The following is a 23,911-nucleotide window of genomic DNA, read 5'->3' on the forward strand; positions in this document are numbered from 1 at the left end:
AGCCCCCGACCGACGCGCCCGCCGGAGCACAGCGGTCGCGCCTCGACGGCCAGGCCGTCCCGCCACGACTCGAGCTCCGCTCCGACGACGGCGTCCCTGACCCGACCACTCGGCTGGACGGCGGAGGCGCGCGACCCCCGCACGCGCGAGGATGACCCCGTGCCCCGTCTCGCCGTCCCGCTGCTCGCCGCCCTGGCGCTCCTCGCCCCGACGAGCGCGACGGGTGCGGCGACCGCGGCGAGCGGGACGACGAGCCCGGCGGCCAGGGCCTCGTGCATCGCCGACCCACCCCGCTCCGCCCACGCGTTCACCGGCACCGTCGCCTCGACCTCCGCCGACGGCCGCGTCGCGCAGGTCCGTACCGACGACGGCCGCGACGTCCAGGTCGTCGGCTCCCCCACCCCCCGACCGGACACCGCGACCTCGGTCGACCGGTCGTACGCCACCGGGACCCGCTACGAGTTCCACCCGCTGAACCCGGCGAGCCCGTACGAGGACAACATCTGCACCGCCACCCACAAGGTCGCGGCCGCGCCCGCGGCACCGCCCGAGCCTCCGGCCACCACGGAGCCGACGGGCGCGTTCGTGACGGCCCTCGTCGCGCTCGGGGTCGTCGCCCTGGTCGGGACCGCGGCGGCGTTCCTCGTCCCGAGCCGCCGTCGCCGCAACCGCCGACGGCGCCGGCGCGCCTGACTCACGGCCCGGAGAGCAGGTCCCACCGGTTCCCGGCGACGTCGCGGAACACCGCGACCGTGCCGTGGGCCGCCACCCGCGGCGGTCCCTCGAACTCCACCCCGAGCGCCACGAGCCGCTCGTACTCCGCGGCGGCGTCGTAGTCGTCGACCACGAGCGCGGTGCAGCGCAGTCTCATGCCGCCACCGGTACGCGACGCCGGGCGGGCGCGGAGGCCACCAGCACCCCGCCGACGACGACCGCCCCGGCGACCAGCTCGGTCACCGACGGCCGCTCCCCCAGGAGCACCATCGCCAGGCTCATCCCGACCACCGGTACGAGCAGCGAGTGCGGCGCGACGAGCCCGGCCGGGTAGCGGCGCATCAGCCCGGTCCAGATCCCGGCGGCGAGCACCGTCGCGACCAGCGACAGGTACACGAGCGCGACCAGCCCGGCGACGCCGTCGGGGGTCACCATCGCGACGATGTCGCCCCAGGCGCCCGGACCCTCCACCACCGCCGAGGCGGCCAGCAGCGGCACCGGCGGCACGACGGTCATCCACAGCGTCAGGTGCAGCGGGTCGACCGCCTCGCCGTCGCGCTGGGCCAGGCGGCTGCACAGGTTCCCGGCCGCCCAGCCGAGCGCGCCGAGCAGGGTCAGCACGACCGGCAGCAGCGCCGCGGACTGGGCGCGGGCCAGCGCGATGCACCCCAGCCCGAGCACGGCGACGCCGATCCCGGCCCACTGCCGCGGCGTCACCCTCTCGCGCAGTAGCAGCGCACCCAGCACGAGCGTGAACGGTCCCGACGCCTGCAGGACCAGCGACGCGAGCCCGGTCGGCATCCCGGCGTACATCCCCAGGAACAGGAAGAGGAACTGCACCGTGCCGAACCCGAGCCCGTAGCCGACGAGCCAGCGCAGCGGAACCCGCGGCCGCGGCACGAGGAGCACCGTCGGGACCGCCAGCACGAGCATCCGCAGCCCGGCCAGGAACAGCGGCTGGAAGTGCTGGAGCCCGACGTGGATGGCGATGAAGTTGGCGCCCCACAACACGGCGACGACGACGGCGAGCAGGCGGTCACGAACGGTCACGGCGTCCACGCTGCCGTCCCGAGACCGTGCAGACCAGCGACAACAACTGAAGCGATGTTGTAGCGTTCCTGCATGGATGTGCGGCGGCTCCGGATCCTGCGCGAGCTCGCCGACCGCGGCTCGGTCACCGCTGTCGCCGCGGCGCTGAACTTCACCCCGTCCGCGGTGTCCCAGCAGCTCAAGGCACTGTCCCGGGAGGCGGGCCTGGAGCTGACCGCGCCGGACGGGCGCGGGCTGCGGCTCACCGCGGCCGGGCGGGCCGTCGTCGACGGGGCGCAGGAGGTGCTCGACGCGCTGGGCCGGCTGGAGGAGACCACCGCGGGCCTGCGCGAGCAGCCGCTGGGCACGGTCCGGGTGGTGTTCTTCCCGTCGGCGGCCCGGCTGCTGCTGCCCGGGCTGCTGCGCCGGGCGTCGGCCCACCCCGGGCTGGCGCTGTCCTGTCGCGACCTCGACCTGCGCCCGGAGGAGGTCCCGGCCGCCGCGGCCGACGCCGACGTCGTCGTCACCCACCACGACGAACGGCTCGACCCGCTGCGCACGGGCCGGCTCACCGTGCACCCGCTCCTGCGCGAGCCCCTCGACGTCGCCCTGCCCCCGGACCACCCGCTGGCCCACCGCGCCGAGGTGCACCTGTCCGACCTGGTCGACGCCGACTGGATCTCGGTCGCCGTCGGGTGGCCGGTCGACGACGTGCTCAACTCGCTCGCACTGGTCACCGGCACCGTGCCGCGGGTGGTGCAGCGGATCAACGACTTCTCGGTCACCGAGGAGCTCGTCGCGCACGGGCACGGCGTCGCGCTGCTGCCCCGCTACTCGACCGACCACCGCGACGGCGCCCGGCTCGCACTGCGCCCGCTCGCCGGGGTGCGGGCCGCCCGGCTGGTGCGGGCCGTGACCCGCGGTGCGGTGACCCGGCCCGCGGTGCGGCTGGTGCTCGACGAGCTGACCGGCGAGGCCGCGGCCGTCAGAGCAGCCGGGTGACCTTGTTCAGGCCGTCATAGCGGACCGAGGTGACCCGCACACTCGCGCCCGAGTACGGGGCCTCGAGCATCTTCCCGTCGCCGAGGTAGATGGCGATGTGGTGGGTGCGGCCGCCGTCGGCCCAGGACAGCATGTCCCCGCGCCGCATGTCCGAGATCGGCACCAGCCGGCCGGCGTTCGCCTGGTTGCCGCTGTAGCGGGGCAGGTCGATGCCGACCCCGGCGAAGGCGAACTGCATCAGCCCCGAGCAGTCGAAGCCGACCTTGCGGAAGTCGCCGTGGGCGTCGGCGACGCCGCCGTCGCGGATCCCGCGGGTCGGTCCGCGCGAGTTGCCGCCACCCCAGGCGTAGATGGTGCCGAGCTGGGCCATCGCCCGGTCGATCACGGTCTCGATCGCCGCCGACCCGGTGCGCCGCGGCGCGGGGCCGTCCGACGGCGCGGGCTCCTGCGCGACCCGCGACGCCGCCTCCTCCCGGGCCCGCCGGTCGGCCTCGGCCTGGAGCCGGGCCTGCTCGGCCCGCCACGCCTCGTAGCGCTGACGCTGGGCGCGCAGCCCGGCGTCGGCGTTCTCGGCGGCGTCGAGCCGGGACTGCACGTCGGTGCGCTCGGTGTGCACCGCGTCGAGCCGGATCTGCTGGGCGTCGGCGGCCGCGACGGCCTCGTCGACGGCGGAGTCGGCCGCCGCGGACGCCTGCTCGGCGTCGGCGCGGCGCCGGTCGGCCTCCTCCTGCGCCGCACGGGCGAGGGAGTCGGCGTTGGCCTGGGCGATACGGGCCTGCTGGAGCTGCTCCAGGACCGCGGCCTGGTCCTCGCTCAGCGCGTCGGTGAGCCGGGCCCGGTCCATCAGGTCCTGCGGGTCGGTCGCCCGCGAGAGCAGCCCGAGCGGACCCAGGTCGAGACCGTGGGTGTAGACGTCGCCGACGAAGGCGTCGATCCGGGTCCGGGCGTCGTCGACGGCGCGGCCCGCGGCCTCGGTCGCGGCGCGGGCGTCGGCGGCCCGGGCCGCGGCGGTCTCGGCCTCACGACCGGCGGCGTCGGCGGTGTCCCGGGCGGCGAGCGCCTCCTCGTTGCGCCCTGCGACCTCCATCTGCAGCTGCTCGGCCTGCGCGTCGAGCTCGGCGAGGCGGGCGGTGAGCCGGCCGACCTCGGCGGCCCGGTCCTGCACCGACTGGCGGCTGCGCTCCAGCTCGTCGTCGCCGGGGTTCGGCGGCGGCGGGGGCGGCGGCTGGGCCGGGAGCACCGCGGCGGCGGGCACGACGACGGTCGCGGCCGCGCCCACCCCGGGCGAGGCCAGCGCGACCGCGACGAGCACGGCCACCACGACGAGGGTCGCCGACGGCTGGCGCGTCACGGGGAGGTCCTTCCATGGGCGGGCGGGATCGACGGGGAATCGACTGGGAACAGTGCCACTCGTGTCACCCGAACCCCGTGCGACACACCGGACCCGTCCACCGCACGGGGGACGCCACCCGCGCGACGGCGCCGCGACCCCGGCCACACCCGCCTCGCCAGGCTTATAGGACAGGCGTACTATTTGCGGTACGAGGGTCCGCGCTGCTGCCGGCACGGCGGTGCGCGAGACTCCGGCACGACGCAGGTGAGCACCCCCGGCCCGCGGGGCGGGGCGTGTTCATCGCACCGGACATAGCGACCGCCCACCACCACGGGAGGACCACCAAGTGGCCAGCACCGACAGCTTCGGCGCCCGAGGACAGCTCGACGTCGGGGGCACCGGTTACGAGATCTTCCGGCTCTCCGCGGTGGAGGGCTCGAAGCGCCTGCCGTTCAGCCTGAAGGTCCTGCTCGAGAACCTGCTCCGCACCGAGGACGGTGCGAACGTCACGGCGGACCACATCACGGCCCTGGCGAACTGGGACCCGCAGGCCGACCCGGACACCGAGATCCAGTTCACCCCCGCCCGGGTGATCATGCAGGACTTCACCGGCGTCCCTTGCGTCGTCGACCTGGCGACCATGCGCGAGGCCGTGACCGAGATGGGCGGCGACCCGTCCAAGGTCAACCCGCTGGCGCCCGCCGAGCTGGTCATCGACCACTCGGTCATGATCGACTTCTTCGGCACCGCGGACGCGTTCGAGAAGAACATCGAGTTCGAGTACGGGCGCAACAAGGAGCGCTACCAGTTCCTGCGCTGGGGCCAGGGCGCCTTCGACGAGTTCAAGGTCGTCCCGCCCGGTACCGGCATCGTGCACCAGGTCAACATCGAGAACCTGGCGCGCGTGGTCATGCCCCGCAACGGGCAGGCCTACCCGGACACCCTGGTCGGCACCGACTCCCACACCACCATGGTCAACGGCCTGGGTGTGCTGGGCTGGGGCGTCGGCGGCATCGAGGCCGAGGCCGCGATGCTCGGCCAGCCGGTCTCGATGCTCATCCCGCAGGTGCTCGGCTTCAAGCTGACCGGCGAGATCCCGACCGGTGTGACCGCCACCGACGTGGTGCTCACGATCACCGAGATGCTGCGTCGCCAGGGCGTCGTCGGCAAGTTCGTCGAGTTCTACGGCGCCGGCGTCGGCGCGGTGCCGCTGGCCAACCGCGCCACCATCGGCAACATGAGCCCGGAGTTCGGCTCGACCGCGGCGATCTTCCCGATCGACGAGGAGACCGTCCGCTACCTGAAGCTCACCGGTCGCTCCGCCGAGCAGATCGCGCTGGTCGAGGCCTACGCCAAGGAGCAGGGCCTCTGGCACGACCCGGACCACGAGCCGGTCTTCTCCGAGACCCTCGAGCTCGACCTCTCGACGGTCGTCCCGTCGATCGCCGGCCCGAAGCGCCCGCAGGACCGCATCGAGCTGACCGACGCCAAGCCGGCGTTCCGCAAGACCGTGCACGACTACACCGACGACGACGTGGCCCCCAGCCCGCTCGCCGGCGTCGACGAGTCGTCGAACGAGTCCTTCCCGGCCAGCGACGCCCCGGCGCTCTCCTTCGCCGACGACGACGCCGCGCCGGTCGTCATGTCGGCCGCGGACGGCTGCGAGGGCCGCCCGTCCAAGCCGGTCACCGTGAAGTCCGACTCGCGCGGTGAGTTCGTGCTCGACCACGGCGCCGTGGTGATCGCCTCGATCACCTCCTGCACCAACACCTCGAACCCCAGCGTCATGCTCGGCGCGGCGCTGCTGGCCAAGAACGCCGTCGAGAAGGGCCTGACCACCAAGCCGTGGGTCAAGACCTCGATGGCCCCGGGCAGCCAGGTCGTCACCGACTACTACGAGAAGGCCGGTCTCTGGCCCTACCTCGACAAGCTCGGCTACAACCTGGTCGGCTACGGCTGCACCACCTGCATCGGCAACTCCGGCCCGCTGCCCGAGGAGATCTCGGCCGCGGTCAACGACAACGACCTCACCGTCGTCTCGGTGCTCTCGGGCAACCGGAACTTCGAGGGCCGGATCAACCCCGACGTCAAGATGAACTACCTGGCGTCCCCGCCGCTGGTCATCGCCTACGCGCTGGCCGGGACGATGGACTTCGACTTCGAGAACCAGCCCCTGGGGCAGGACTCCGAGGGCAACGACGTCTTCCTGCGCGACATCTGGCCCTCGACCGAGGACATCAACGACGTCGTCGACTCCTCCATCACCTCGGAGATGTTCACCAAGAGCTACTCCGACGTGTTCCGCGGCGACGACCGCTGGCGCGCGCTGCCCACCCCCGAGGGCCGGACCTTCGAGTGGGACCAGCAGTCCACCTACGTCCGCAAGCCCCCGTACTTCGAGGGCATGAAGGGCGAGCCGGACCCGGTCACCGACATCTCCGGCGCCCGTGTGCTCGCGCTGCTCGGCGACTCGGTCACCACCGACCACATCTCGCCGGCCGGTGCGATCAAGCCGGGCACCCCGGCCGCGGAGTACCTGGACTCCCACGGCATCGAGAAGAAGGACTACAACTCCTTCGGTTCGCGGCGCGGCAACCACGAGGTGATGATCCGCGGCACGTTCGCGAACATCCGGCTGCGCAACCAGCTCCTCGACGACGTCTCGGGTGGCTACACCCGCGACTTCACCCAGGACGGGGCGCCGCAGTCGTTCATCTACGACGCCGCGCAGAACTACGCCGCGCAGGGCACCCCGCTGGTCGTGCTGGGCGGCAAGGAGTACGGCTCCGGCTCCTCGCGTGACTGGGCGGCCAAGGGCACCGCGCTGCTGGGCGTGCGTGCCGTCATCGTCGAGTCCTTCGAGCGGATCCACCGCTCGAACCTGATCGGCATGGGCGTCGTCCCGCTGCAGTTCCCGGACGGCGAGTCGGCGACGAGCCTCGGGCTCGACGGCACCGAGACCTTCGACATCGCCGGCATCACCGAGCTGAACGACGGGAAGACCCCGAAGTCGGTGCACGTGACCGCGACGAAGGACTCCGGCGAGACCGTCGAGTTCGACGCGAAGGTCCGCATCGACACCCCCGGTGAGGCGGACTACTACCGCAACGGCGGCATCCTGCAGTACGTCCTGCGGGGCATGCTGAAGAGCTGACGCGCACAGCACCCACCACCACACGGAGCCCGTCCCCTCACCGAGGGGGCGGGCTCCGTCGTTCCTGCGGGTCGTTCCTACGGGCGGGCCCCCAGGTCGCGGGAGATGCGCCGGGCGGCGTCGGCGGCGGCGCGGCCGTGGTCGTCGAAGACCTCCTCGGACATGCGCACCGTGGGGCCGGACACCGACAGCGCCCCGACCGGACGGCCGTCGGGACCGAGGACGGGGGCGCCGACCGCGGCGATGCCGTCGGAGAGCCCCTCGGGATTGACCGACCACCCGCGCTCGCGCACCTCGGCGATCCGGGCCCGCAGCAGGTCGGGGTCGACGACGGTGTGCCGGGTGGAGGGTTCCAGCGGGCCGGCGAGGTAGGAGTCGACCTCCGCCGGGGTGCAGGCGGCGAGGTAGGCCTGGCCGGTGGCCGAGGCGTGCAGCGGGATGCGGTGGCCCAACGGCAGGAACGCGCGCAGCCGGTGCGCGGTGTCGAGCCGTTCGAGCAGGACCAGCTCGCGGCCGTCCGGGGCGGCCAGGTGCACGGTCTCCCCCGTCGCGAGCTGCAGCTCGTGCAGCACCGGGACCGCCACCGCCCGCAGGCCGCCGGCGTCGCGGGCCTGGTTGCCGACGGCGAACGCACGGTAGGTGAGCCGCCAGCGTGCGGTGTCGTCGGTGACGCACCACCCGACCTCGGCGAGCGTGCGCAGGGTGCGCTGCACGGTGCTCTTGGGCAACGCGACCGCCCGGGCCAAGTCCGACAGCCCGACGGGCTGACGCTCCCCCACCGCCTCCAGGACGCGGACCGCGGTCACCACGCTGTTCGTCGGAGCCATCGTCGGTGTTGACCTTCCCCGTTCGGGCGACCTAGTGTCCGCTCCAGGCGGTCCACTGTGCGCACCACTGTGCCACTGGGTGGACCGATACGACAAGCGCGTACCAACGGGGGTAGGCATGGCGGTGCAGGTCATCACGCTGGTGGTGTTCGCGGCAGTCTTCGTGATCGCCGAGGTCCGCCGGTCCCACATCGGGATCGTCATGTTCGCGGCCGCCGCCGGCATGGGGCTGCTCGTCGCGGGCCTGCCGCTCGACGACATCGTCGCGGGCTTCCCGGTCGACATCCTGGTCCTGCTGGTCGGGGTGACCTTCTTCTTCGGGATCGCGAAGTCCAACGGCACCATCGGCCGGCTGGTGGACCGGGCGCTGGTCGTCGTCGGCGACCGGACCGCGGCGCTGCCGCTGACGTTCTTCCTGCTCACCGGTGTGGTGTCGGCGATGGGCTCGCCACTGGGCGGGCTGGTCATGGCGCCGATCGGGATGACGGTGGCGCACCGGCGCGGGATGGACCCGATGCTGATGGCGCTGGCGATCGGCACCGGGCTGTCGGCGGGCGGGTTCGCGCCGACGTCGCTGTTCGGGATCGTCACCTGGGGGACGGCGTCGGCGGCGGGCATCGCCCTCAACCCGCTGACCCTGTTCGCGGTCGCGATCATCGCGAACCTGGTGCTGCTGGGCGCGTCCTACCTGATGTTCTCCGCCCGCAGCCGCGTCCCGGTCACGACGGGCGGCGGCGCCGGGCCCGAGGTGCCCGGTGACGAGGAGCCCCCGGCCCGCGAGCCGTTCCGCGTGACGCACTGGATCACCGTCGTCGCGATGCTCGGCCTGGTCGCGGCGGTCGTCGTGCTGGCGGTGCTCGGCGCCGAGCCCGACGTCGGGGTGCTGGCCTTCGCCTTCGGCGCGGCGCTCACCCTGATCGACCCGGACAGCGGCCGCGGCGCCCTGAAGGAGATCGACTGGTCCACCGTCCTGCTGGTCGGCGGGATCATCACCTACGTCGGTGTGCTGCAGGAGATCGGCTCGGTCGACCTGCTGGGTGACCTCGCCGCGAGCCTCACCGTCCCGCTGCTCGCCGCCCTGGTGGTCTGCGCGGTGTGCGGGCTGGTGTCGGCGTTCGCGTCGACCACCGGCATCCTCGCCGCACTGGTGCCGCTGGCGATCCCGCTGGTCCAGCAGGGCGGGATCCCGGGCTGGGCGCTGATCTGCGCGCTGGGGGTCTGCTCGTCCATCGTGGACGTGTCACCCTTCTCGACGGTGGGTGCGACGCTGGTCGCCACCACCGTCGACGAGCAGGAACGTCCCCGCATGACCGCGCTGCTGACCCGCTGGGGCCTGTCCATGGTCGTCATCGGCCCGATCGCGCTGGTGGGAGCCCTCGTGCTGCCCGCCATGGCGGTCTGACCCCGTCACCACCAGGAGAACGACGTTGTTCCTCACCTCGCTCACCGACAGCCACGACCTCGACCGCGCCGTCACCGTCGGCGACGACGTGCTCTCGCGCGCCGAGCTCGTCGACCGGGCGGGCCGGTTCGCCGCCGGCATCCCCGGCGACGGCCCGGTCGCCGTGCACGCGACCGCCTCGATCGACACCGTCGTCGCCGTCACCGGCGCGATCCTCGCCGGCGTGCCGGTCGTGCCCGTGCCGCCGGATTCCGGGCCCGCCGAGCGCGGCCACGTCCTCACCGACTCCGGCGCCACCGCCTGGGCCGGGGAACGCCCCGACGACGTCGACCTCCCCGTGGTCCTACCGGGGGCGCAGCCGATCGGCCCGCGCCCGGTCGACCCCGCCGCCACCGCGATGCTGCTCTACACCTCCGGCACCACCGGACGCCCCAAGGGCGCCCAGCTCTCCGGCGCCGCGATCGCCGCCGGCCTCGACGCCCTCTACGAGGTCTGGGACTGGACCCCCGACGACACCGTCGCCCACGGCCTGCCCCTGTTCCACGTCCACGGCCTGATCCTCGGCGTCCTCGGATCACTGCGCCGCGGCTCCCGCGTCGTGCACACCGTGAAGCCGCAGCCCGCCCGCTACGCCGCGGTCGGGGCGTCGATGTACTTCGGGGTGCCGACGGTGTGGAACCGCATCGTCGACGAACCCGACGCCGCCCGCGCCCTGTCCCGCGCCCGGCTGCTGGTGTCGGGCAGCGCGCCCCTGCCCGCATCGCTGTTCGACCGGATCGCCGCGCTCACCGGGCAGGCGCCGGTGGAGCGCTACGGCATGACCGAAACCATGATCACCCTGTCCGCGCACGCCTCCGGAGAACGCCGCGCCGGCTGGGTCGGACTCCCCGTCCCCGGCGCCGAGACCCGCCTGCTCCCCGCCACCGACGACCCGACCGACGCCGACACCGTCCCCGACGACGGCGAGACCGTCGGCCGCCTGCAGGTCCGCGGCCCCATGCTGTTCGACGGCTACCTGAACCGCCCGGACGCGAACGACGAGTGCTGGGCCGGCGAGGGCTGGTTCCGCACCGGTGACCTCGCCGTCCGCGACGCGGGCGGGTTCCACCGCATCGTCGGCCGCGAGTCCACCGACCTGATCAAGTCCGGCGGCTACCGCATCGGGTCCGGCGAGATCGAGGCCGTCCTGCTCGACCACCCCGCCGTGTCCGAGGTCGCCGTCGTCGGCGTCCCCGACCCCGACCTCGGCCAGAGGATCGTCGCCTACGTCGTCGGCGACGGCCACGACGCCCAGGTCCTCATCGACCACGTCGCCGGGCAGCTGTCCTGGCACAAGCGGCCGCGCGAGGTCGTGTTCCTCGACGGCCTGCCCCGCAACCCGATGGGCAAGGTCCAGAAGAAGCTGCTGGGAACCTGAGCGGACCGGGCCGTCCGGTTCTAGGTTCGGATCATGCCCGGTGCGCACTCACCCTCGGAGGACCGCGGCGACGACCGCGCGGTCCCGGTCAACCCGGTCTTCGCCGCGGAGCCCGTCGACATCCCCCGCTTCCGCATCCCCGGCGCCGGGATGCACCCGGAGGTCGCCTACCAGGTCGTGCACGACGAGCTGATGCTCGACGGGAACGCCCGGCTGAACCTCGCCACGTTCGTCACGACCTGGGCGGAGCCCCAGGCCGAGCGGCTGATGGCCGAGTCCTTCGACAAGAACATGATCGACAAGGACGAGTACCCGCGGACCGCGGACCTGGAGCAGCGGTGCGTGCGGATGCTCGCCGACCTGTGGCACGCCCCCGACCCGGGGCGGGCCGTCGGCTGTTCGACGACGGGCTCGTCGGAGGCGTGCATGCTCGGCGGGCTGGCGCTCAAGCGGCGCTGGCAGCACCGGCGGAAGGCGGCGGATCTCCCGACCGACCGCCCGAACATCGTGATGGGCGCGAACGTCCAGATCTGCTGGGACAAGTTCGCGAACTACTGGGACGTGGAGCCGCGGCTGGTCCCGATGGAGGGCGACCGGCTGCACCTGGGCGTCGGGGAGGCCGTCGCACTGTGCGACGAGAACACCATCGGCGTCGTCGCGATCCTGGGATCCACCTTCGACGGCAGCTACGAGCCGGTCGCGCAGCTGTGCGCGGCGCTCGACGACCTGCAGTCCCGCACCGGGCTGGACGTGCCGGTGCACGTCGACGGCGCGTCCGGGGCGATGATCGCGCCGTTCTGCGACCCGGACCTGGAGTGGGACTTCCGGCTGCCGCGGGTGGCGTCGATCAACACCTCCGGCCACAAGTACGGCCTGGTGCACCCGGGCGTCGGGTGGGCGGTGTGGCGCGACACCGACGCGCTGCCCGAGGACCTGGTGTTCCGGGTGAACTACCTCGGCGGTGACATGCCGACGTTCGCGCTGAACTTCTCCCGCCCCGGCGGCCAGGTGATCGCCCAGTACTACAACTTCCTGCGGCTGGGGCACGAGGGCTACGCCCGGGTGCAGGGCACCTGCCGGGAGATCGCGACCGGACTGGCCCGGCGGATCGAGGCGACGGGCGCGTTCCGGCTGCTCACCGACGGCTCGCAGCTGCCGGTGTTCGCGTTCACCGTCGCCGACGGCGAGCCGTTCTCGGTGTTCGACGTGTCGGCGGGTCTGCGCGAGACGGGATGGCTGGTCCCGGCGTACACGTTCCCGAAGAACCGGGAGGACCTGGCGGCGCTGCGGATCGTGGTCCGCAACGGGTTCAGCCACGACCTGGCCGCGCTGCTGCTCGACGACCTGGCGCGGCTGCTGGAGCGGCTGCGCCGCCAGGCCGGTCCCGTCCGCGGGAGCGAGGCCGCGGGCTTCGCCCACGGGACGTGAGCCGGTCCCGGCGGGACACCCGCACCGCGTACCTGCTGCTGGCCCCCAGCCTGGTGGGCGTGCTGCTGTTCCTGCTGGTCCCGGTGCTGATCGTGCTGGGGCTGGCGCTGTTCCGGTGGGACCTGGTCGGGCCGCGGACCTTCGTCGGGCTGGACAACGTCGCCGCGGTCGCCGCGGACGGCCGGTTCGCGCGGTCCCTGCTGGTGACGGCGTTCTTCGTACTCATCGTCATCCCGGTGCAGACCGTGCTCGGGCTGGCGGCGGCGCTGCTCCTGGACCGCGGGCTGCCCGGGACGACGGTGTTCCGGGTGGTCTTCGTGCTGCCGTGGATCTGCGCGCCGCTGGTGCTGGGCGTGGTGTGGCGGTGGATCCTGTCCCCCACCGACGGCGCGCTCAACGCGCTGCTCGGGATCCGCGTCGAGTGGCTGGCCGACCCGGCGCTGGCGCTGCCGTCGGTCGCCGCGGTGACCGCCTGGACCCAGGTCGGCTACGTCACCCTGTTCTTCCTGGCCGGGCTGCGCGCCATCCCGGACACGATCGTGGAGGCGGCCCGGCTCGACGGGGCCTCGGCGTGGCAGCTGCTCTGGCGGATCCGGCTGCCGCTGCTGCGCCCGACACTGTTCTTCGTGCTGGTCACCGGGGTGATCTCCAGCTTCCAGGTGTTCGACTCGGTGTACGCCCTCACGCCGAACGGCGGCCCACAGGGTGTCACCGACGTCGTCGCGGGGCGGATCTACTACGAGGCGTTCGAGAACCGCGCGGTCGGGCAGGCCGCGGTGATGGCGGTGGTGTTGTTCGTGATCCTGGTGGTGGTGACCGTGGCCCAGCAGCGGTGGTTCAGCCGTCGCACGACCTACGAGCTCGACACGTGAGGCGGGGCAGGCTCGTCGACGCGGCCGTGCTGGTCGCGCTGCTGGTGGGCGCGGCGGCGACGCTGGCGCCGTTCGTGCTGAGCGTGACGACGGCGCTGAAGACGACCCGGCAGTTCGCGTCGACGCCGGTGCTGTCACCGCCGGCCCCGCCCACGGTGGAGAACATCGTGACCCTGTTCGGCCGGGACTACGACTTCGTGACCCCGATCGCGGTGACCGCCCAGGTGGTGGTCGTCGTCCTGGTGGGACAGCTGCTGTTCTCGGTGCTGGCGGCGTACGCGTTCGCGCGGCTGGAGTTCCCCGGCCGGGACGCGCTGTTCTGGGTGTACCTGGGGACGCTGATGGTCCCGCAGGCGGTGACGGTGATCCCGCTGTACCTGATGATGACCGAGGTGGGGCTGCGGAACACGTTCTGGGCGCTGGTGCTGCCCTACGTGCTCGGGTCGCCGTTCGCGATCTTCCTGTTGCGTGAGCACTTCCGGACCATCCCGCAGGACCTGATCGACGCCGCCCGGCTCGACGGCGCCGGGACGGTCGGGATCCTGCGGCACGTCGTCGTGCCGGTGAGCCGGCCGATCCTCACGACGCTGGCGGTGATCACCGTGGTGACGCACTGGAACAACTTCCTGTGGCCGCTGGTCATCACCTCCGGCCGGACATGGCAGGTGATGACGGTGGCGACCGCCGGGCTGCAGACGCAGTACAACGGGAACTGGCCGGTCGTGATGGCGGCGACGACGGTGGCAATCGTCCCGCTGATCGTGCTGTTCCTGGTGTTCCAGCGCAGCGTGGTCCGCTCGATCACGATCACGGGGTTCCGGTGAGACGGCGGATGGGCGCCGCCCTGGCGCTGGTCGGGGTGCTGCTGCTGGCGGCGTGCTCGCCGGCGTCCCGTTTCGACGACGACGCCGACGGCGTCACCACGGTGACGCTGCGGCTGTGGGACACCCAGGTCGCGGCGGCCTACGAGCGCTCGTTCGCGGCGTTCTCGCGGGCCAACCCGGACATCCGGGTCGAGCTCGTGCAGGTTCCGTTCTCGGACTACTTCACCTCGCTGCCGCTGGACGTCGCGTCCGGCACCGCGACCGACATCTACTGGGTCAACTCCTCGAACTTCGGGGCGTTCGCCGACGCCGGGAGACTGATCGACGTCGGTGCCGCGCTCGCCGACCAGCGCGCCGGCTGGGTGGACGCCGCCGCCGAGCAGTACACCCGCGGCGGGACCCTGTGGGGCGTCCCGGTGGTGACCGACGGCCGGATCGCCGTGTTCTACAACAAGGACCTGGTCCGCGCCGCCGGGGTCGACCCGGCCGCGCTGCGCTGGGACCCCACCGACCCGGCCCGCGACACCCTGCTCCCCGCGGCCCGGAGGCTGACCCGCGACGCCGCCGGACGCAGCGCCGGCACGCCCGGATTCGACCCGGGCACCGTGCGCCAGTACGGCTTCAACGCCGCCCGGGACCTGCAGGCGATCTATCTCGACTTCCTCGGCTCGGCAGGCGGGCGGCTCCAGGCGCCCGACGAGACCTTCGACGTCGCGACCCCCGCGGGCGAGCAGGCGTTCGGCTACCTGGTGGACATGATCAACACCGAGCGGGTGGCGCCGTCCGCGGCGGACACGAACCAGAACCCGGACTTCAGCCGCGACCAGTTCCTGCAGGGCCGGATGGCGCTGTTCCAGAGCGGCACCTACAACCTCGCCAACATCGCCGAGGGCGCCACGTTCGAGTGGGGCGTCGCCCCCATGGTCGAGGGCCCGCGGGGCCGGGTCAGCGTGGTGTCGAGCATCGTGGCCGCCGGCAACGCCGACAGCCCGAAGCGCCCGGAGATCCTGCGGGTGCTGCGCTGGCTGGGATCTCCCGAGGGAGCCGCCCCGGTGGGCGACAGCGGCGCCGGGCTGCCCGCGGTGACGGCGGCCCAGCGGGGCTGGTTCGACCACTGGGCGCGCCGCGGCATCGACACCCGGGAGTTCGTCGCGGACGGCCCGACGACCCCTGCCCCGTCCGGCCCGAAGGTCGGCGCGGCGACGACGGCGATGGAGCCCGCGCTCGACGAGCTGTTCGCCGGCCGGGTCCCGGTCGGCCCGGGGCTGCGGGCGGCGCAGGACGTCGGCAACGCGGCCCTGCGCTGATAACCTCCGCGGTGCGCCCCCGATGGGCCCAGCCGGAAGGAGTTCTCGCCAGTCCCGCACGGGCCCGCGGGCGCAGCTCCTTCCGCAGGTCGTTCGCGTGGTCCCCGCTGTCGTCAGGAGACCCGTATGACCTGCACGTTCAACCACACGATCATCGCCACCCGGGACCGGGTGGCCTCCGCCGCGTTCTACCGGCACGTCCTGGAGGCGGCGCAGGCGCCGTCCTGGGGGCCGTTCACCAACATCGCCCTCGACGGCGGTGTCCTCGTCCAGTTCGCCGACCTGCCGCTCCACGTGGTGCCCGAGATCCAGCCGCAGCACTACGCGTTCCTCGTCGACGACGCGCTGTTCGACCGCGCGTACGCCCGGCTCGTCAAGGCCGGGACGGAGCACTGGGCCGACCCGCAGCGCACGCGTCCCGGGGAGATCAACTACGGCCACGGCGGGCGCGGGGTGTACTTCCTCGACCCGGCCGGTCACTATCTCGAGATGATCACCCGGCCGTATGTGTGACGTCGCCGCGGCCCGCCGGTGGCTCGCCGCGGCCCGGCCCGATCCCGGCCGGGCCCCCGACTGGATGGGGCCGCTGCTGCGCGGGCTGGAGCACGCCGGGCCGCGCGACATCAGCGCGAACGACCTGCCCCCCGACCACGTCGGGCCCCGGCAGTCGGCCGTTCTGGTACTGCTCGGCCAGGGCCCGGACGGCCCGGAGGTCGTGCTGCAGCGGCGGGCCCGACGACTGCGCCACCACTCCGGGGAGATCTCCTTCCCCGGGGGCCGCGCGGACCCGAGCGACACCGACCCGGCCGCGACGGCGCTGCGGGAGGCTACCGAGGAGACCGGGCTGGACCCGTCCGGTGTGGACGTCGTCGCGATGCTGCCGCGTCTGATCCTGCTGAGCGGGTTCCACGTGACCGCAGTGCTCGGGCACTGGCGGACGCCGACCCGGCTGCACGCGGTCGACCCGGCCGAGACCGAGGCGGTGCTGCACGTGCCGCTGGCGGTGCTGGCCGACCCGGCGCACCGGTTCCGGCTCCGGGCCGGCGGCGGGGCCTGGCGGGGCCCCGGATTCCGGGTGGGCGGCGACGTGGTGTGGGGGTTCACCGGCGACGTCGTCGACGCGGTGCTGCGCCTGGGCGGGTGGGAGCGGCCGTGGCCGCCCGGCCCGGAGCTGGAGTGGGAGTCGCTGTGACCGCGGCGGCCCGCGTAGGCCACTCACGACGAGGCCAGGACGGCGTCGAGCAGCACCGGAGCACTGTGCCGAGGGCTTCGTGGGACGGGCAGGTCGGGCCGGTGGAGCGGGTTGCGCCGGGGCCCGCCCGGCACCCAGGGTGGTGGATGGAACACCGGGAACCCGCCGTCGATCTCGACCGCCCAGTCCCCGATGTGGATCATGCGATGGTGGTACGGACACAGCAGCACCAGGTTCGTGAGGTCGGTGCATCCACCGTGGGCCCAGTGCCGGACGTGGTGGGCCACGCACCACTGCGGCGGCGCCTCGCACCCGGGGAAGGCGCACCCGCCGTCGCGCTGGGCCAGCGCGCGACGCTGCGCCCGCGTCGCCAGCCGGTGCTCGCGCCCGACGAACAGCGGCTCACCCGCCGCCCCCAGCACGATCGGCACCACTCGCGCATCACACGCCAACCGCAACGCATCCTGCGCGACGATCGCCGCGGACGACCCACCCGTACCGAACCCGAGCAACCCCGCCCCGGCACCCGAGGTCAGGGTCTCCAGGGGCACCGTCACGGTCAGCGCCACCGGCAGCCCGTTCTCGACGCCGAGGTCCCCGACCGCCAGCAACCGACGGGCCAGCTCGACCAGACCGTCCCCGTTGCGCTCGGCCGTGGAACGTTCGTCCCGCGCCTGCCCGGCGCCGTCGGCCGGGACCGGGGCGGTCAGCGGGGACAACGCGCTGCGCAGGACCGCGGCGGACTCGGTGTCCAGCCAGCCCCGCGCCTCGAACCCCGACCCCTGCGGACGCAGCGTGAACCGGTTCCGGGTCGGCTTCGGTTCCTGCGGGCACGGCCCGTCGGGGTCCAGCAGCGCGACGGCCCGCCTGCCGAGCGTGTCCACCGCATCGGGATCCAGGGTGCGGGCGTGAGCGACGAGGTCGGCCTCCAGCACCGGCCGGTGCTCGCCGAGGTGCGGGGGCAGCGAGGCGAGCACCCGGATGATCACGCGCACGTGCTCGGGGGTCACCGCGCCCTGCTCGAACGCCTCCGCCAGCACCGGCAGCTCGGGGTCGACCTGGTCACCGGTGATCAGGAACAGCGGCGAGAGCTTCCGGGCGGCGTCGACCCGGGCACGGGCGGTGGACGCCCCGACGTTCTGCACCGTGCGCAGCAGGTCCGCGGTGTCCCGGAACCCCTTCGCCCCGGCCAGACCGCGGGTGGCGACCTCGGCGACGAGGGCGACCAGGGACGCGGACTCGCGGTTGATCCGTTCCTGGACGGCCGCGATCGCGACGAGAAGGTCCTCGTCGTCGGTCTTCCAGAGCTCGTCCACGCATCTGATTCTACTCGACCATGCGTTCGATGAGTGCCCGTTGAGCTGCGCGGACGGTGTACGGCGACGAGCGGCTCGGTGGTCAGCCCACGTCGGGTGCGTAGCTCGCCACGACCCATCCGCGCTCGTAGTCCATGTCCCACTCCAGATAGAGGGCGGGGCCGCCGCCGGTCGTCGTCATGAAGGCGGACACCCGGCCGGAGCCGACGACGTCGTAGTTCAGCTCGACACGCGACTCGGCGGGGATGAACGCGAGCAGGTTCGGCACCAGGGGGCGGCCAACGTTGTCCGTGGCGTCGTCGGCGCTGAGCCGGCGCATCCCGGTGGCGTCACCGGCCCGCCACGCGGTCAGGAACTCGTCGGCGCTGCGTCGCGCATGGCGTTCCTGCACCTCGGCACGGTCGACGCAGGCCCGGTCGCTGTCCGGGCCGGTCTCGCCGCGGCAGACGTCGTTCAGCTGCTGCCAGCGCGCCCAGAGCCCGTCGAGGTCCGTCCCGGCCACGGCCGACGGTGGGACGGGCGCCGGGGTCGCGGCGGGAGCCGTCGTACGCGGGGTCTGCTCGACCGCGTCCACCCCCGTCGCCGACGCCGCGGTGGCGACCGGTGGGGGAACGACCACGGCGACCGCGGGAGGCGCGGGCGGTGCGGCGACCGGATTCGAGGCAGGCATCACGACCAACGCGGTGACCACGCCGGTCGTGAGTACGACGAGGACCCCGACCAGTGAGAGCCACCGTAGGAGCGTCGCGTGCACGGCTCAGCCCCCGCAGATCGGGTCGAGAGGGTTTTGCAGACATCTCGCCCGCTCGGTCGAGCCCACCGGGTAGCCCGCGCCCGGTTCGTACTGGCCGCGAGCGACCAGCTCGGCCGGGTCCACGTACTCGCCACTCTGCCGTCGCTGCTGCTCGAGGTACTCCCGCTGCGCCTGCTCCTTCGCGGCGTTCAGCTCGGGGCAGGCCTTGTTGGTGATGTCGTCCGGGTGTGCCGGGTCCCCGAACTCGGCGTCGGCCCACGGCTCACAGGTGTAGACCACCGGCTCCGGGACGAACGACTCCAGTGGCGCGGCGGGCACTATCCCGTCAGGGACCACCGGCGCCGGGAAGTCCCGCGTCACCGCGCTCGGCCCCGACGCCGCCGCCCGCAGGGCCGTCGGCCCGGCGATCACCGGCGCCGCCGACGCGAACGACGCGACGCAGAGCGCGGCAGCCGTCGTCGCCGGCACCACAGCGGCCAGGACGAGGCGGGGCACGGAACGGCGTGCGCGGCGGTGCAGGATCATCGCGCGGTCTCCCCGGTCGACCTCGGGGCCGCCCGACACGGCCCGTACGCCCGGTGGATCGCTCCGGACGGAGCACGTCGTTATCGTCCGGACGGCCGTTCATCGGAAGTGATGACGGGGTCCGGCACGCCGGCCGGGCGGGCGACCGAAGCCAGCATTGGCGAAGCGACCAGGGCCAGCGCCGCCGCCGTCCACACCGGACCGGTGGGCCCGGCGACGGCGAGTCCCGCACCGCCCAGCAGCGGGCCCACCGTCGCCCCGGCGTTCAGCGACGCGGTGGCGACCGCGCCGCCGAGGGTCGGCGCCTCACGGGCGAGCGTCAGCGCCCGCGCGATCAGCGTCGAGCCGACAGCGAACCCGAGCGCGCCCAGCAGGCCCACCAGCGCGAGGACCGCCACCGGGTGCGCGGCACCGACGGCGAGCGCCACCCAGCCCGGCGGCAGCGCGCCGCCCGCGACGAGCAGCAGCGGACGGGTGCGGGTGTCGGCGAACCGGCCCGCGACGCCCACCCCGGCGACGGCGCCGACCCCGAACAGCAACAGGCCGGCGGGCACCGCGGGCGGGCCGCCCGCCGTCGCCAGCAGCGGGGACAGGTAGGTGTGCGCGGCGAACGTCGAGCCGTTCACCAGCGCGCCGAGCGCGAGTGTCCGGACGACCGGGCCCCGGCGCAGCACCGTCAGCTCGGCCCGCGGACCGGGCGCGGGTGCCCGGCCGCCGTCGTCGGCCGGGACCCCGGCGACGACCCCCACCAGCGCGACGGCGGCGACCGCCGCGACCGACCAGAACGTCGCCCGCCAGCCGAACGCCTGCCCCACCAGCGCCCCGGCCGGCACGCCGGCGATCAGGGCGAGGGTCGTGCCGGACAGCAGGGTCGCGGTCGCGCGGGCGGTGCGCTCCGGCGGCACGGCGGCGACCGCGACCGACAGGGCCACGGCGAGGAACCCGGCGGTGCACAGCGCCGCGAGCACCCGGGTGACCAGCAGGACCCCGAGTCCGGGGGCCAGCGCCCCGGCGACGTGCACGGCGACGAACGCGGCGAGGAACCCCCGCAGCGCGAGCCGCGGTGGCAGCCGACGGGCGGCGAGCGCCACGAGCGGCGCGCCGACGACCATCCCGACGGCGAACGCCGAGGTCAACGACCCGGCGGCGAGCGGGGTGACGCCGAGGTCGGCGGCGATGTCCGGGACGAGCCCGGCGAGCATGAACTCCGAGGTGGCCTGCGCGAACACGGCGCAGGCGAGGACGACGAGCAGCACGGTGGAACTCCGTGGGTGGCGGGGTCGTGGAACGGACGCCGGTCCGGCCTCGTCACCGGTAGCGGGCATGGGAGGTCGCCGCCACCGGTGGGGACCGGTGGCTACCGCCTGTTCGACTCCGGGCTGCTCACGGCCGTCACCGTAGCCGCCGCGCTCCCCCGGCGCCCGCCGTTTCCGCTCCCGGGCCGCTCACCAGACGATGCGGTCGAACAACTCCCGCAGTCGCGCCGCCCGGGCCGGGCGCCCGTGCCCCACCCAGGCGATCCGTCCCAACAGGTGCTCGCGGAACGCGGGGTGCCCGGCCCGGTTCTGGGCGTCCGGGCCGGTGCTGGCCGCGTTGTGCAGGATCGCGCGGAGCTCGTCGTGGTCGCGGCGCGACGCCGCGGGCTCGCTGCCGTTCACGACGAGCCCGACGATCCTCTGCCGGTGGTGCGCGGGCATGATCCGGGTCTTGTCCGGGCGGACGCGGAAGCCCTCCTCCGCGGCGATCGCGGCCACCCGCTGCGCCAGGCCCTGCACCGGCAGCGTCGCGTCGCCGGAGAACACGAGGTCGTCGGCGTAGCGGCCGTAGACGGCGCCGACCGCGGCGGCCAGGCCGCTCAGCCGCCGGTCCAGCCCGTAGGTGAGCAGGTTCGCCACCGTCGGCGACGACGGCGCCCCCTGCGGCAGGTGCGGTGCGGCCAGGCGATCGAGCAGCCGTCGTCGCGGGGCGGGGTCGCCCCGGTGCGGGCAGGCGCGCAGCACCCCGGGCGGGGTGGTGGTGACGAGGAGCCCGGCGACGGCGGCGGCGACGGCGGGCGGGTACCCCGCGACCCGCAGGAGTCCGGCGACCCGGCCGCCGGTGACGTGGGAGTAGAAGCCCTCCAGGTCCAGGCGCAGCACCATCCGGCCGGGCCCGGTGCTCCGCGGCGAGGGTGTGCGGGCTGCGGCCGCGGACGTGGCCGTGCGCGGCCGGGTGCACCGGGATCCGGTCGAGCACGCTGCGCACGATCCGGCGCTGCAGCTCGGCGAGCCGCGGGCGGGTGCCTCGACCAGGCGCGGCGTCCCGGAGCGCGACGGTGTCCAGTGCCGCCGGTAGTGGGTCAGCGGGCCGTCCGGGGCGCGGCGCCGCCAGCCGCCGGGGTCGGCGAACCAGGCGAGCTCGCCGTCGTCGAGGTGCAGGGCGGCGGCCAGGGCGGGCAGGTCCGTCCAGCGCGGCACCGGCAGGCGCCACACCGGGTCGGGCTGGACGACCGTCCGGTGCCGGCGCGGCGCCGCCGGGCGACGAGGGCGCCCACGACGCCGGCCAGCTCGTCGGGGCCCGACCAGCCGCCGAGCCGGGCGAGCCGCTCGGTCAGCGGGTCCGTGCCCCAGCGCCCGGCGCAGGCGGCCGCGGCGATCGCCGCCGGGTCCGGTGCCATCAGCGGCCCCGTGCTGTGCGGCGGCCCCCGGACGGCGGGGTGATGCGGCGGCGGGGGTCGACCGGTGTTCTCCGTCCGCCGCGCGCCGCCGGCAGCGCTGTCCTGCCACCCGCGCGCGGGACGCCGTGCTGCATCGTGCCGGTGCACCCCGGGGTTGCCCCGGAGTCGCTTGCCCTGGCCGGAACCGGGGCGGCCGCCTGCTCGTCCGTCCGCCGCCGCATCGGCACCGTCGCTACCGGTCGGACCGCCCCGCGGCGCCCACCCGACGCGGTGACGGCCGGACGGCCGGGACGGCCCCGTATCGTCGGCCCCCGTGAGTGCCGTGCCGTCCGAGGGGCCGTCCGAGGGGCCGCCGTCCTCCGGGGTGCCGTCGCGTGGGACGCCGGTCGTCGCCGCGGTGGTCGCCGTCCTGGTGGTCGCCCAACAGGTCCCGGGCCTGGTCTTCCGGCACGGGACGGCGGTGCCGGTGCTGCCGGTCGGGCTGTGGCGGGCCTGGCTCCCGCTGATCCTGGCGGGGCTGGTGCTGCTCGCGCTCGCGGCGCTGTGGGGTCGCCGGCACCCGGGGCCGGCGGGCACCGTGGGCCGGGTCGTGGGGCTGCTGCTCGCGCTGGGCCCGGCGACGCTGCTCGCCTACCGCGGGCGGCTCGTGGATCCGCTGGCCGTGTTCACCCTGGGGCTGGACCCGTCGGTGCGGGCGTGGCCGGTGATCGACGCCGTGCTGGGGACGCTGCTCGCGGTCAACCTCGCGGTGACGCTGCTCAGTGCCGTGGGTGCAGGGGGTCGACCCAGGGGACGTGCTCGGGGTCGGGCACCCCGGTGATGTCGAGGTTGACCACGATCGGCTCCTGACCGGAGCGGGTCAGCACGCACTCCAGCGGCTCGTCGTCGAGGGCGTTGATCTCCTGGTGCGGCACGAACGGCGGCACGAAGATGAACCCGCCCGGCCCGGCCTCGGCGGTGAACTCCAGGTTCTCGCCCCACGTCATCCGGGCCCGGCCACGGACGACGTAGATGACGCTCTCCAGCTCCCCGTGGTGGTGCGCGCCGGTGCGGGCGCCGGGGTGGATGGTCACCGTGCCCGCCCACAGCCGCTGCGCGCCGGCCCGGTCCCCGGTGACGGCGGCGGCGCGGTGCATGCCGGGCGTCTGCGGGGTGTTGGCGTCGAGCATGTCGCCGGGGATGACCCGGACGCCGTCGTGGCGCCAGTCGGTGCTCATGCACCCGACCCTAGCCGCGGCCGGCCCGGAACCGGAACGACCGCGCACCCGTCTCGGTCTCCGGCCGTGCGAGCCCGGCCGCCCCGAGCCGCCGCGGCAGCGTCGCCGGGTCGACCGCGGTCAGAGTGTCCCCGATGTGGATCGTCCGGAACCGCAGCGACATCCGGGAGTCGATGCCGGCGAACGTCCCACCGGGACGCAGTACCCGCGCGGCCTCGGCGAAGAGCCGGTCCTGCTCGCCGGGCGTCGGCACGTGGTGGAGCATCGTGAAGCAGACGACGGCGTCGAAGCTGCCGTCCGGGAAGGGCAGGGCGGCGCCGTCGCCGTGCCGGACGTCGACGCCGAGCTCACCCCCGAGGTCCGCACGCAGGTCCGCGGCCAGCTCCGGGTCGACCTCCAGCGCGGTCAGCGCCCCCGTGCGCGGCGCGAGCCAGCGGGTGGTGACGCCGTAACCGGGGCCGATCTCCAGGACCTCGCCGGTGAGGTCGACGTCGCGGACGGCCCAGGGCAGCGTCGTCCCGTGCATCCGGTCGGCCCAGGAGTCGGAGCGGCAGATCCGTCGGTGCAGCGCGTTCATCGCCATGCCCGCGACGCTAGGCGCCACCCGCGGTGGCCGGGAGCCGTGAAGCTGCCGCATCGTGTCGCGTTCCGGCCTGCCCGCGCACGTCCCCGACGTGCCGGGCGCCGCGGTGCTGGTCTCCCGCATCCCGCTCGACCGCGGGCACGCGTTCGCCGAGCACACCCACCCGGCCCACCAGCTCGCCTGGGCGGCGGCCGGGGTCCTGCGGGTCACCGTCGCCGACACCAGCTGGGTCCTCGGCCCCGGACGGGCGCTGTGGCTGCCGTCCGGGGTCCCGCACGTCACGGCCGCCACCGAGACCGCGGCGATGCGCGGGATCTACCTGTGGCCCGGCCGCTGCCCGATCGACTGGCCCACGCCGT

Annotated in this window: 23 protein-coding genes and 1 pseudogene; 13 read left to right on the top strand and 11 right to left on the bottom strand. The window is 74.3% G+C overall.

The window, feature by feature from the left end; genetic code table 11:
- The first annotated feature begins 159 nt into the window (after positions 1–159).
- On the top strand, positions 160–693 hold the full coding sequence (locus MTO91_RS14730; protein ID WP_476651539.1) for a hypothetical protein: 534 nt from the start codon (positions 160–162) through the stop codon (positions 691–693).
- Position 694: 1 nt separating this feature from the next.
- Here the strand turns inward: MTO91_RS14730 and MTO91_RS14735 are convergent, their stop codons facing one another.
- Together MTO91_RS14735 and MTO91_RS14740 are read right to left on the bottom strand one after the other, a co-directional pair.
- Positions 695–871: a VOC family protein gene (locus tag MTO91_RS14735; RefSeq protein ID WP_405416929.1), complete on the bottom strand. Its 177-nt coding sequence runs from the start codon at positions 869–871 to the stop codon at positions 695–697.
- The gene (locus MTO91_RS14740; RefSeq protein ID WP_476651541.1) at positions 868–1,764 is read right to left on the bottom strand and encodes an EamA family transporter; all 897 of its coding nucleotides are present in this window, start codon (positions 1,762–1,764) and stop codon (positions 868–870) included. Before MTO91_RS14740 ends, MTO91_RS14735 begins: the two co-directional genes overlap by 4 nt.
- 72 nt (positions 1,765–1,836) lie before the next feature.
- Between MTO91_RS14740 and MTO91_RS14745 the strand changes: the two genes are divergently transcribed.
- On the top strand, positions 1,837–2,745 hold the full coding sequence (locus MTO91_RS14745) for a LysR family transcriptional regulator (protein ID WP_224402348.1): 909 nt from the start codon (positions 1,837–1,839) through the stop codon (positions 2,743–2,745).
- On the opposite strand, the gene MTO91_RS14750 is transcribed toward MTO91_RS14745, so the two are convergent.
- Entirely contained in the window at positions 2,729–4,096 is a 1,368-nt protein-coding gene (locus MTO91_RS14750) for a C40 family peptidase (protein ID WP_476651543.1), read from the bottom strand. The genes MTO91_RS14745 and MTO91_RS14750 overlap by 17 nt on opposite strands.
- Before the next feature lie 328 nt (positions 4,097–4,424).
- Here MTO91_RS14750 and MTO91_RS14755 point away from each other — a divergent pair, with 328 nt between their 5' ends.
- Positions 4,425–7,232: an aconitate hydratase gene (locus MTO91_RS14755; RefSeq protein WP_073574758.1), complete on the top strand. Its 2,808-nt coding sequence runs from the start codon at positions 4,425–4,427 to the stop codon at positions 7,230–7,232.
- Between the two features lie 77 nt (positions 7,233–7,309).
- On the opposite strand, the gene MTO91_RS14760 is transcribed toward MTO91_RS14755, so the two are convergent.
- Complete coding sequence (locus tag MTO91_RS14760) at positions 7,310–8,059, bottom strand: IclR family transcriptional regulator (RefSeq protein WP_100877671.1); 750 nt, start codon at positions 8,057–8,059, stop codon at positions 7,310–7,312.
- Between the two features lie 118 nt (positions 8,060–8,177).
- On the opposite strand from MTO91_RS14760, the gene MTO91_RS14765 reads away from it, so the two are divergent.
- From MTO91_RS14765 to MTO91_RS14800, 8 genes are all read left to right on the top strand, one after another.
- Positions 8,178–9,461, top strand: a complete 1,284-nt coding sequence (locus MTO91_RS14765; protein ID WP_100877670.1) for an SLC13 family permease — start codon at positions 8,178–8,180, stop codon at positions 9,459–9,461.
- A 25-nt stretch (positions 9,462–9,486) separates the two neighbouring features.
- A complete protein-coding gene (locus tag MTO91_RS14770; protein ID WP_253068141.1) occupies positions 9,487–10,878 on the top strand; it encodes an acyl-CoA synthetase in 1,392 nt (463 codons plus the stop codon).
- Between the two features lie 33 nt (positions 10,879–10,911).
- Positions 10,912–12,306, top strand: coding sequence for a glutamate decarboxylase (gene gad / locus MTO91_RS14775; protein WP_476651546.1), 1,395 nt, complete (start codon positions 10,912–10,914; stop codon positions 12,304–12,306).
- The gene (locus MTO91_RS14780) at positions 12,303–13,178 is read left to right on the top strand and encodes a carbohydrate ABC transporter permease (RefSeq protein WP_476651547.1); all 876 of its coding nucleotides are present in this window, start codon (positions 12,303–12,305) and stop codon (positions 13,176–13,178) included. The genes gad and MTO91_RS14780 overlap by 4 nt, the downstream gene beginning before the upstream one ends.
- Positions 13,175–14,002 (top strand): carbohydrate ABC transporter permease, encoded by an 828-nt coding sequence (locus tag MTO91_RS14785; RefSeq protein WP_253068142.1) that lies wholly within the window; start codon positions 13,175–13,177, stop codon positions 14,000–14,002. The genes MTO91_RS14780 and MTO91_RS14785 overlap by 4 nt, the downstream gene beginning before the upstream one ends.
- Positions 14,003–14,010: 8 nt before the next feature.
- Entirely contained in the window at positions 14,011–15,309 is a 1,299-nt protein-coding gene (locus MTO91_RS14790; RefSeq protein ID WP_253068143.1) for an extracellular solute-binding protein, read from the top strand.
- 126 nt (positions 15,310–15,435) lie between these two features.
- Positions 15,436–15,822, top strand: a complete 387-nt coding sequence (locus MTO91_RS14795; protein WP_253068144.1) for a VOC family protein — start codon at positions 15,436–15,438, stop codon at positions 15,820–15,822.
- Positions 15,815–16,501, top strand: coding sequence for an NUDIX hydrolase (locus MTO91_RS14800; protein WP_476651548.1), 687 nt, complete (start codon positions 15,815–15,817; stop codon positions 16,499–16,501). The genes MTO91_RS14795 and MTO91_RS14800 overlap by 8 nt, the downstream gene beginning before the upstream one ends.
- Positions 16,502–16,524: 23 nt before the next feature.
- Here MTO91_RS14800 and MTO91_RS14805 read toward each other — a convergent pair whose 3' ends face one another.
- The 5 genes from MTO91_RS14805 to MTO91_RS14825 form a co-directional block, all read right to left on the bottom strand.
- Positions 16,525–17,817 carry an HNH endonuclease signature motif containing protein gene (locus MTO91_RS14805; protein WP_476651549.1) on the bottom strand — a complete coding sequence of 431 codons (1,293 nt, stop codon included), beginning with the start codon at positions 17,815–17,817 and terminating at the stop codon, positions 16,525–16,527.
- A gap of 82 nt (positions 17,818–17,899) precedes the next feature.
- The gene (locus MTO91_RS14810) at positions 17,900–18,487 is read right to left on the bottom strand and encodes a hypothetical protein (RefSeq protein WP_476651550.1); all 588 of its coding nucleotides are present in this window, start codon (positions 18,485–18,487) and stop codon (positions 17,900–17,902) included.
- A gap of 87 nt (positions 18,488–18,574) precedes the next feature.
- The gene (locus MTO91_RS14815) at positions 18,575–19,096 is read right to left on the bottom strand and encodes a hypothetical protein (RefSeq protein ID WP_476651552.1); all 522 of its coding nucleotides are present in this window, start codon (positions 19,094–19,096) and stop codon (positions 18,575–18,577) included.
- 80 nt (positions 19,097–19,176) lie between these two features.
- Positions 19,177–20,352: a Cmx/CmrA family chloramphenicol efflux MFS transporter gene (locus tag MTO91_RS14820; RefSeq protein ID WP_476651553.1), complete on the bottom strand. Its 1,176-nt coding sequence runs from the start codon at positions 20,350–20,352 to the stop codon at positions 19,177–19,179.
- A 189-nt stretch (positions 20,353–20,541) separates the two neighbouring features.
- Entirely contained in the window at positions 20,542–21,567 is a 1,026-nt protein-coding gene (locus MTO91_RS14825; protein WP_476651554.1) for a reverse transcriptase family protein, read from the bottom strand.
- A gap of 498 nt (positions 21,568–22,065) precedes the next feature.
- Here MTO91_RS14825 and MTO91_RS14830 point away from each other — a divergent pair, with 498 nt between their 5' ends.
- Complete coding sequence (locus MTO91_RS14830; protein ID WP_476651556.1) at positions 22,066–22,572, top strand: hypothetical protein; 507 nt, start codon at positions 22,066–22,068, stop codon at positions 22,570–22,572.
- On the opposite strand, the gene MTO91_RS14835 is transcribed toward MTO91_RS14830, so the two are convergent.
- Together MTO91_RS14835 and MTO91_RS14840 are read right to left on the bottom strand one after the other, a co-directional pair.
- Complete coding sequence (locus MTO91_RS14835) at positions 22,511–22,969, bottom strand: cupin domain-containing protein (protein ID WP_251782416.1); 459 nt, start codon at positions 22,967–22,969, stop codon at positions 22,511–22,513. The genes MTO91_RS14830 and MTO91_RS14835 overlap by 62 nt on opposite strands.
- A 10-nt stretch (positions 22,970–22,979) precedes the next feature.
- The gene (locus tag MTO91_RS14840) at positions 22,980–23,552 is read right to left on the bottom strand and encodes a class I SAM-dependent methyltransferase (RefSeq protein WP_476651557.1); all 573 of its coding nucleotides are present in this window, start codon (positions 23,550–23,552) and stop codon (positions 22,980–22,982) included.
- Positions 23,553–23,658: 106 nt separating this feature from the next.
- Here MTO91_RS14840 and MTO91_RS14845 point away from each other — a divergent pair.
- Positions 23,659–23,868, top strand: a pseudogene (locus MTO91_RS14845) (AraC family ligand binding domain-containing protein); the annotation flags it as partial.
- Between the last annotated feature and the right edge of the window lie 43 nt (positions 23,869–23,911).

The organism is Pseudonocardia sp. 2-7, from assembly GCF_056341085.1.